Origin of the sequence: Methylobacterium sp. WL6 (genome assembly GCF_008040095.1) — a bacterium.
Classification (GTDB): Bacteria; Pseudomonadota; Alphaproteobacteria; order Rhizobiales; family Beijerinckiaceae; genus Methylobacterium.
The window spans coordinates 1-8,232 of record NZ_VRVH01000205.1 but is presented as its reverse complement, the minus strand read 5'-3'; the positions used below and the strand labels follow the sequence as shown (position 1 = coordinate 8,232).

The 8,232-nt window shown below is 72.1% G+C and carries 7 protein-coding genes; 1 reads left to right on the top strand and 6 read right to left on the bottom strand.

What is annotated here, in order from left to right:
• Positions 1–97: 97 nt before the first annotated feature.
• Positions 98–880: a class I SAM-dependent methyltransferase gene (locus FV230_RS20660; RefSeq protein ID WP_243938930.1), complete on the top strand. Its 783-nt coding sequence runs from the start codon at positions 98–100 to the stop codon at positions 878–880.
• A gap of 4 nt (positions 881–884) precedes the next feature.
• Here the strand turns inward: FV230_RS20660 and FV230_RS20655 are convergent, their stop codons facing one another.
• The 6 genes from FV230_RS20655 to FV230_RS20630 form a co-directional block, all read right to left on the bottom strand.
• Positions 885–1,826 (bottom strand): glycosyltransferase family 2 protein, encoded by a 942-nt coding sequence (locus FV230_RS20655; RefSeq protein WP_147843724.1) that lies wholly within the window; start codon positions 1,824–1,826, stop codon positions 885–887.
• Positions 1,823–3,475, bottom strand: coding sequence for an O-antigen ligase family protein (locus FV230_RS20650; protein ID WP_147843723.1), 1,653 nt, complete (start codon positions 3,473–3,475; stop codon positions 1,823–1,825). The genes FV230_RS20655 and FV230_RS20650 overlap by 4 nt, the downstream gene beginning before the upstream one ends.
• Positions 3,472–4,122 (bottom strand): CpsD/CapB family tyrosine-protein kinase, encoded by a 651-nt coding sequence (locus FV230_RS20645; RefSeq protein ID WP_147726945.1) that lies wholly within the window; start codon positions 4,120–4,122, stop codon positions 3,472–3,474. The genes FV230_RS20650 and FV230_RS20645 overlap by 4 nt, the downstream gene beginning before the upstream one ends.
• A complete protein-coding gene (locus FV230_RS20640) occupies positions 4,119–5,699 on the bottom strand; it encodes a lipopolysaccharide biosynthesis protein (RefSeq protein WP_147843722.1) in 1,581 nt (526 codons plus the stop codon). Before FV230_RS20640 ends, FV230_RS20645 begins: the two co-directional genes overlap by 4 nt.
• Positions 5,696–6,745 carry a polysaccharide biosynthesis/export family protein gene (locus FV230_RS20635; protein WP_243938922.1) on the bottom strand — a complete coding sequence of 350 codons (1,050 nt, stop codon included), beginning with the start codon at positions 6,743–6,745 and terminating at the stop codon, positions 5,696–5,698. The genes FV230_RS20640 and FV230_RS20635 overlap by 4 nt, the downstream gene beginning before the upstream one ends.
• A 388-nt stretch (positions 6,746–7,133) precedes the next feature.
• Positions 7,134–8,021, bottom strand: a complete 888-nt coding sequence (locus tag FV230_RS20630; protein WP_147729013.1) for a cation diffusion facilitator family transporter — start codon at positions 8,019–8,021, stop codon at positions 7,134–7,136.
• Positions 8,022–8,232 lie beyond the last annotated feature (211 nt).

Genomic DNA, 8,232 nt, shown 5'->3' with positions numbered 1-8,232 from the left:
TCGCCACCGCCGGCCGCGCCGCGTCGGCGCGCCGGTCGCCATCGGACGCCCGCGCGCGGCGCGTCCCCACCATCCCATCGCTTGAGGAGGACGAACCATGGGCCACGACACCCTTCTGCGCCAGGACGCGATGCCCCGCCGCGAGCCGGTCACCGTCGAGGAGCGGCTGTTCCGCGAGATGGGGGCCGGGGGCTACTCCCGGCAGGACCACCGGATGGAGTACATCGTCCGCGTCAACGCGCTGCTGCGCCCCGACATGCGGGTCATGGAGTTCGGCGCCGGACGCGGCAAGTGGAGCCATGACCCGGTTCCACTGCGCCGCCAGCTCGGGGACTTCCGCGGGCGCTGCGCCCACGTCACCGCCTGCGACGTCGACGAGGCGGTTCTCGGAAACGAGACGGCGGACGCCGTCGAGCTCGTCGGCCACGACGGGCTGCTGCCCTTCCCGGATGCCAGCTTCGACCTGATCTCCGCCTTCTCGGTGCTGGAGCACATCGAGACGCCCGAGCGGACGGCGGAGGAGCTCGGCCGCATCCTCGCGCCCGGCGGCTGGCTCTGCGCCTGGACGCCCAACCGCTGGGGCTATGTCGGGATCGGCGCCCGCCTGATCCCCAAGCGCCTGCACGCCCGCGTGCTGCGCATGGTCGAGCCACGCCGCGTCGAGATCGACTCCTTCGTGCCGCTCTACACGATGAACACGGAAGCGGCGCGGAAGCGGCTTTTCCCAACTGACCGGTTCGAGCACTTCACCTACGCGTTCGATGGGCAACCGTTCTATCATGGCGAGAACATCGTCCTGGGTAAGTTCTGGGAACTGCTGTTCCGGCTCACGCCGGGTCCGCTCAAGGGCTACCACATGGTCTTCATCAGGAAGCGCTGAGCGATCAGCGCGATCTGGTCTCGACTGTATTGGCAAGGTGAGCCGCGAAACGCTTCATGTCGCGGCTCTTGCTCAGGAGGTCCGGCCGCCGCCGCAGGCGGCCGAGCAGCCCGTAGGCGGCGGCGCGCGCCGTGAACCCGAGCCAGAGCGGCACCGCGAAGAAGGCCGGCGACGACAGCCGCCGGCCGCCGTTGCGCAGGGCGTAGACGCCGGCGAGCCCGTCGAGCCAGCGGGCGGAGCGGTTGCTGCCCGAGCCGCCCTGGAGGTGGACCACGCTGCGGCCCGGCAGGTAGTCGACCCGCCATCCGGCGTCGCGCAGCCGGCAGCCCCAGTCGACGTCCTCGCCGTAGAGGAACAGCGGGCTCGACAGGCCGCCGATCGCCTCGACCGCCTCGCGCCGCAGCATCAGGAAGGCGCCGCAGAGCCAGTCGACGGAGACCGGCCCCGGCGCCCGCGCCTGACCGCCCGCGAGGTAGACCCCGCGCAGACCGAACCGCCCCGACAGCCCGGCCGCATGCACGGCGACGGTGAGCGGCCGCGGCTCGAACCCGGCATCGCCGACCTGATGGCGTCCGTCCTCGAAGACGAGGCGCAGGCCGACGGCGCCGACCTGGCGGTGGGCGTCGAGATGCGCCAGCGCCGCCGAGACCGCGTCCGGATCGCGCAGGTACGCGTCCGGGTTGAGCAGCAGGATCGCCGCGCCCCGCGACGCCGCATAGGCCAGCGCGTTGGCGCCGGCGAAGCCGTGATTCTCGGTCTCCGCGATCACCCGGATCCCGGGCCAGTCGGCCGCGATCCGCTCGGCGGTTCCGTCGCCCGAGGCGTTGTCGACGACGATCACCTCGTAGGCGCGGTCGATCCGGCTCGCCGCCAGCAGGGCGAGGCAGGTGTCGATGTCGGCGCCCGACTTGTAGGTGACGATGAGGACGCTGAGGGCGGGGGTCATCGCAGGCTCGCGCTTCGTCGTTCGGGACGCTCGGATCGGATACCGCGCGACATCACGCGGCTCCCTCTCCCAGGGGGAGAGGGCTGGGGTGAGGGGCGTGCGTCGTCCGGAAAAGTCACGCCCCTCACCCTGTCCCTCTCCCCATGGGAGAGGGGACCCGCGCTCAGGTCGGCAGGGCGGGTGGCGCGCTGCGCCGCCGCCACCGCGGCGATCATCCCGAGCGCGGTGTAGAGCAGCTCGGCGATGCCGAGGTTGAGGCGGAAGCCCGGGTCGACGAGGCCGTGGAGGAGGTGGGCGAGCAGCCCGATCGCCGAGGCGCCGGCGATCGCTGCGAGCGGATCGCCGACCGGCGCGCGCCGGATCGCGGAAAAGCCCCGCCACAGGCCGATCCCGAAGACCAGGGCGAAGGCGGCGTACCCGACGACGCCGACCTCGGTGAGGACGAGGATGTGCAGGTTGTGGACGACGTGGTTGGAGCGGTCGAACAACCCGGCGAGCCGCGACAGGCCGGTCTGGTCGAGGGTGGCGAACATGTTGCCGAAGTTGTTCAAGCCGACCCCGAGGATCGGGAACTGCGCGAACAGCGCCAGCGCCGCCGCGTTGAGCGGGCCGCGCTGCGCCGCCGAGCCGCCGTCGTCGGCAAACAGGCGCTCCCAGATCATCGGCCCGACGACGATCGCGGCGATCACGCCCACGAGGAGGAGGAGGCCGGCGACGATCAGGCTCGCCCGCGTGAGCAGCCGGTCGCGGTAGACCAGCAGCACGACGAGCGTCGCCGAGAGCGGGTAGGTCAGCCACGAGGCCCGCGACAGGGTCAGCACCACGCCGCCCAGCGCCGAGAGCGCGCCGGCCGCGCCGACGAGGCGCAGCCAGGTCGGGCCGCGGGACAGCGCCAGCGCCAGCGCGAGCGGCCAGACCACCTCGTAATAGTAGCCGAGGATGTTGGGGTGGACCTTGAAGCCGGCGGCGCGGCGCTGGGCCTGGAAGTTGATGTTCTCCTCGACGATCTGCTCCTCGCCGAGCACGCCGAGGCCGAGCTCCGAGCCGGTGACGTACTGCACCGCCGCCGCCGCCGTCTGCACCAGGCAGAGGACGCAGATCGCCAGCGCCAGGGTGCGGACGTCGCGGGGGCTCAAGTTGGCGATCGAGACCGAGACGACGAGCAGCGTGAGGAAGCGCCACTCGTCGAACCACAGGTAGGCGGGGTCGCCCGCGTTCGCGAGCGAGAGCACGCCTGCCGCCATGAAGGCGGCCTGCGTCAGCACCAGGGGCGGATCGAGCGACAGGCGCTGCGGGCGCGCCTCGCCGATGCCGACGAGCTTGAAGGCGATGAGCGTCAGCGCCACGAGGAAGGCGACGCTGACGGTGAGCCCGGCGCCGCCGCCGATGCTCGGCAGGTACTGGCCGACCGCCTCGAAGTGCTGGAACATGCTGACGTCGAGCTTGACCGTCAATCCGACCGCGAAGGCGACGAGCAGGAACGGCGTCAGCCGGACGCGCTGGCCCAGGATCAGGGCGCCGAGCGCGCCCAGCGGCGCGACGAGCCCGACGACGGCGAACTTCAGCGGAACGCTCGCCAGCGACACGGCCATCGCGGCGGCGCCGGCGCCGATCGCCAGCGGGGGGAGGGTGCGGAGCGCGGCCCTCATCCGAGCCGCCGGTAGAGCCAGTCGGGGATCGGCCGCCGGGTCCGGTTGAGGACGACGCCGAGCGCGGTCCCGCCGGCCGCGTCGAGGTCGCGCATCGCCTGCTCGGCCACGACCCGCCGGGTCCGCTCGGCCCCGACGACGACGACGAAGCCGTCGACGAGGGGGCTCAGGGCCGCGGTGTCGCCGATCTGCCCGATCGGCGCGCAATCGAGGATCGCGAGGTGGTAGCGCTGGTCGACCAGGCCGAGGAAGGCCTCGACCCGGGCGTCGTCGAGTCCGGCCTCGCGGATCGAGGCCGGGGTGCCGGCGGGGACGACGTGGAAGCCGTCGGCGACCGCGTGGACGCCGTCGAGCGGCGCGACGGCGCCGAGCACGATGTCGGCGAAGCCCGGCTTGCCCGAGAGGCCGTAGGCGGCGGCCAGCGCGGGCTTGGCCCAGTTCGCCTCGATCAGCACCACGTCGAGGTCGCGGCGGGCATAGAGCCCGGCGAGCTGGCGACTGAGCGAGGTGACGCCGTCGCCGGCCTGCACCGCGGTGACGCCGATGCGGCGGAGCGGCGGCCCCTCGCGGCGGTTGAGCTGGACCAGGGCCGGCTCCAGGTCGAGGCGGTCCGGCACGGCGGGATCGTGGAACGCGGCGGCGATCATGCGTGGGCTCCGCGGAGGCCGGGGGCACGGGTCCGCCGCGGCTCGGCGCGGCCCTCGTTCCGCAAGGGGAGGGCGGCGAGAACCGGCACCCGGAGGGAGCGCGCCACGTCCGACGCGCTGCGGTAGGTCTGGGCGAGGATCTCGGCGAGCGCGACGTAGGCGAGGGCCGCGACGAGGCCGAGGCCGGCGGCGAGCCCGAGGATCAGCAGGCGGTTCGGCCCGCTCGGCAGCCGCGGCGGCACCGCGCGGGCGACGAGCGAGGAGGAGGTGACCGACTGCGAATCGAGGCCGGTGCCGGTCTTCAGCTCGTCGATGCGGCGCTGGGTCTGGGTGATCTCGTCGGTGAGCAGGCTCTTCTGCTGGCCGAGCCGGCCGAAGGCGAGCGAGGCGTCGCTCTGGCCGATCGCCGCCTGCCGCCGCGACGCCTCGATGTTGGAGATCGCCGCGATCTTCTCGGCGAGCACCGCCAGCCGGGTGGTGTCGGCGCTGATCAGGGCCCGGTACTTCTGGCGGGCGAGCTCGGTGAGGTCGCGGTCGAGGCTCGCGAATTCCGGCGCGGCGGGGCGGAACCGCGTCGCGAGCTCCGAGCGCCGGGTGCGCAGCTCGGCGAAGCGCTGATCGAAGGCGGCGACCGTCGGGTCGGCGTCCGGCGGCGTCGGCTGCCAGCGGTCGGGCCCCGATTCCTTGGTGCGCTTCAGCCGGGTCTCGACGCCCTCGCGCTCGATCTGCGCCGCCGACTTCTGGCGGGCGAGGTCGGCGAGCGTGCCGAGGTCGTTCTGCTGCTCGATCGCGAAGCTCGCGGTGTTGGCGCCCTTGAGGTACTTGCCGAGCTGCTGGTCGATCGCGGCGAGCTCGGCGCGGGCGCGTTCCAGCTTGCCCGCGTAGAACGAGGCCGGCGTCTCGTCGGCGTAGACCTCGACGTGGCGGCGCTTGTAGGCGTCGAGCAGGCGGTTGAGGGCGGCTGCGGCGAAGTTCGGGTCGGTCCAGGTGAAGCCGGTGACGATCACGTCCGTCTCCTTGACGAACACGACCTTGAACGAGGCGAGGTAGGCCTCGTACAGCTTCTCGTCCGGGCTGAGATGACGCAGCAGGCCGATCGCCTCGAAGGGGATGCGGGCGGTGTCGACGACCCAGGTCTTGACCCCCTTGGCGACGCGGACGAGCTGGCGGCCCTGGTAGACGAGCCACGCGCCCCAATCCTCGGGCGGCGGGCCGAGGTCGCCCACCGGCGTGATCGCCTTCAGCGCCTCGAACTCGCCGCGCACGATGCTCGGGTCGCGCAGGATCTCAATCTCGTTGTTCACGTTCTGCGCGCGCTCGGAGAACATGTAGTTCTGGTTGGTGCCGCCGCCGATCGGCGCGGCCGCCTTCTCGCGGCCGAGGCGGATGATGAGCTTGGCGTCGGCCGTGTACTCGGTCGGGGTCAGCAGCAGGTAGATCCCGGCGCCGACCAGCGCCGCCGCCAGGATCAGCAGCGCCGGGCGGGCATGGCGGAACAGGGCTCCGAGCCCGTCGCGCAGGTCGAAGCCGGGTCGGTCGAACCTGCGCGGCTCGAGGGCGGTCTCGGTCGCGCTCATAGGGCGGCCCTCGCCGTGGTGCTGGTGGAGGTCGTGGCGGCGGGGCCGGTGATGTAGTTCACCCCGAAGCCGGTGCCGTTGAAGAGCAGGATCTGGCGGACCACGAGGTCGACCGCGCGCGCGGTCTTGGCCAGCACCGAGGGCGGCACGTAGACCGTGGCGTTCGGCGGCACGACGATCGAGTCGGCCAGGCCCGGCACGCCGATGTCGACGACCTGCACCGCCCCTTGCGCGCCTCCTTGCGCACCGCTGTCGAAGCGGATGATCCGCACCGCGTCGCCCGCGGCGGTCGGCAGGATGCCGCCGGCGGTGCCGAGCACCTGGGCCAGCGTCCGGGCGCCCGACAGCGTGACCGGGCCGGGCACCCGGACCTCGCCGAACACCATGGTGTTGGCCGGCACCAGCGACGCCAGCCGCACGCTCGGGCTGACCGAGGCGAGGTGATGCCGGTAGGCGGCGGCGAGCGCGGCCGAGACCTCGTTGACGGTGCGGCCGGCCGCCTGGACCGGCGGCACCATCGGCAGGTTGATCTTGCCGTCCGGCTCGATCGCCATCAGCTTGACGCGGCCGATGTCGGACCGCTGGGTCAGGTCGCGGAAGTCGTCGATCGGCGTGCGGAACTTGCGCAGCAGGACCGTGACGACCGGGTTGATCAGGACGTCGTCGTAGGTCTCGCGGATCAGGGTGGCGGCGCGCTCGGGCGACAGCCCGGCGACCATGATGCCGTTCTTGCCCGGAAGCGAGATCCGCCCGTCCGGCCGGACTACAACCGTGCGGTTGTATTCCGGGTGGGTCCGGAAATCGACGTCGAACTCGTCGTTCGGGTTCAGCCGGTAGGTCGGCTGCACCACGCTGGAATCGATCAGCAGCGAGATCTCGAGGTTGTCGCCGACGTTGAGGCGGTAGTTCATCAGCCCGAGGCGCATGGTGCGCCCGACCTCCTCCTGCGCCGCGGCGACGACCGCCGGCGGCGCCTCCGGGATCGATCCCGTCTGAGCGACGTCACGGATCGCAGGGTGGGAGGCCTCCCGCGCCCGGGTCGCCATGCAACCCGACAGGGCGGCCGCACAGGCGAGGGCGACCGCGAGGCGGCCCGCCGTCCGGCCGCGCCGGCCAGCATCTCGATCGACAGGAGAAGCACACACCATCATAGGCCTTCAGCCGCACCATGCTCGGCCGCGCCCCGTTCGATAACAACTCCTGAACGTATCGCGGCACTCGGTACAATCTGAGAACCTGGTTAACGAACTTTGAAACCCCTGGGTCCGATCCGACCGTAAGTTGCATTCATTCGCGGGCGTGGCAGAGTGCGCAGACGCCCCGGGCCCCGGGTCCCGGTGGGTTCCGAACCCGGAAGCCCGGCCCACGAGATCCTGCCAGGGGAGCTGCTGTCAGGGGACTTGGTGCCAGGGGACTTGGTGCCAGGAGACTCGGTCAGAGCACCGGCACGCCGCGGAACTTCGCGTGCTCAGACGGCTCCACGTGGATCACCACCACGGCGCCGGGGATCGTGGTCTCGAGCGCGTCCTCGAGCCGGTCGCAGATCTCATGCGCCTCGCGCACGCTCATCTCGCCGGGCACCACGAGGTGGAAGTCGATGAAGGTCGCTTGGCCCGCGTAGCGCGTCCGCACGTCGTGCGCCTCCAGCGCGCCCTCGCCGTGCAGCGAGATCAGCGCGCGGATCTGCCCGACCATCTCGCCCGGCGCCGCCCGGTCCATCAGCCCGTCGACGGATTCGCGGACCATCTTCCAGCCGGACCACAGGATGTTCAGGGCCACCAGGCCGGCGACGACCGGATCGAGCACGGGGATGCCGGTCGCCAGCACCAGGCCGACGCCGACGAGCACGCCGCCCGAGGTGAACACGTCGGCGAGCACGTGGCGGCCGTCGGCGACCAGCGCCGGCGAGCGCCAGGCCTTGCCCCAGCGCAGCAGCGCCCACGCCCACACCGCGTTGATCACCGTGGCGCCGGCGTTGATGGCCAGCCCCAGGGCGGGGGCGTCGACGGGCTTCGGGGCCAGGATGCCGTAATACGCCTCGCGCAGGATCAGCAGCGACGCGACGATGATCAGCGCTCCCTCGATCACCGCCGAGAAGAACTCCGCCTTGTGGTGGCCGTAGGGGTGGTCGTCGTCGGCCGGCAGGCCGGCGACGCGCAGGGCCACGAACGCGCTGAGCGCCGCGACCACGTTGATGATGCTCTCGAGCGCATCCGAGTACAGCGCGAGGCTGCCGGTGAGCCAGTAGGCGAGGAACTTCAGCCCCGTGACCACCAGGCCGACGACGGCACTGGCGAGGGCGGCTTTCTGGGTGCGGCTCATGACGGGTCCGGGCGATCGACCCGGCGGCCTTAATCGACCGCGCCGCCACAAGGCCACGGCACAGGTTCAAGGCCACGGAACAGGTTCAAGGCGGCAGCACACCTTGCACCGCGGGGAATGGAACTTAGCCGCGGCTATCGCGGATCACGCGGCCGGAGCGGTCCCGTCGGCGCGTGCGGCTTCGCGCGCCTCGCTGCGCGCCCCCTGGGCC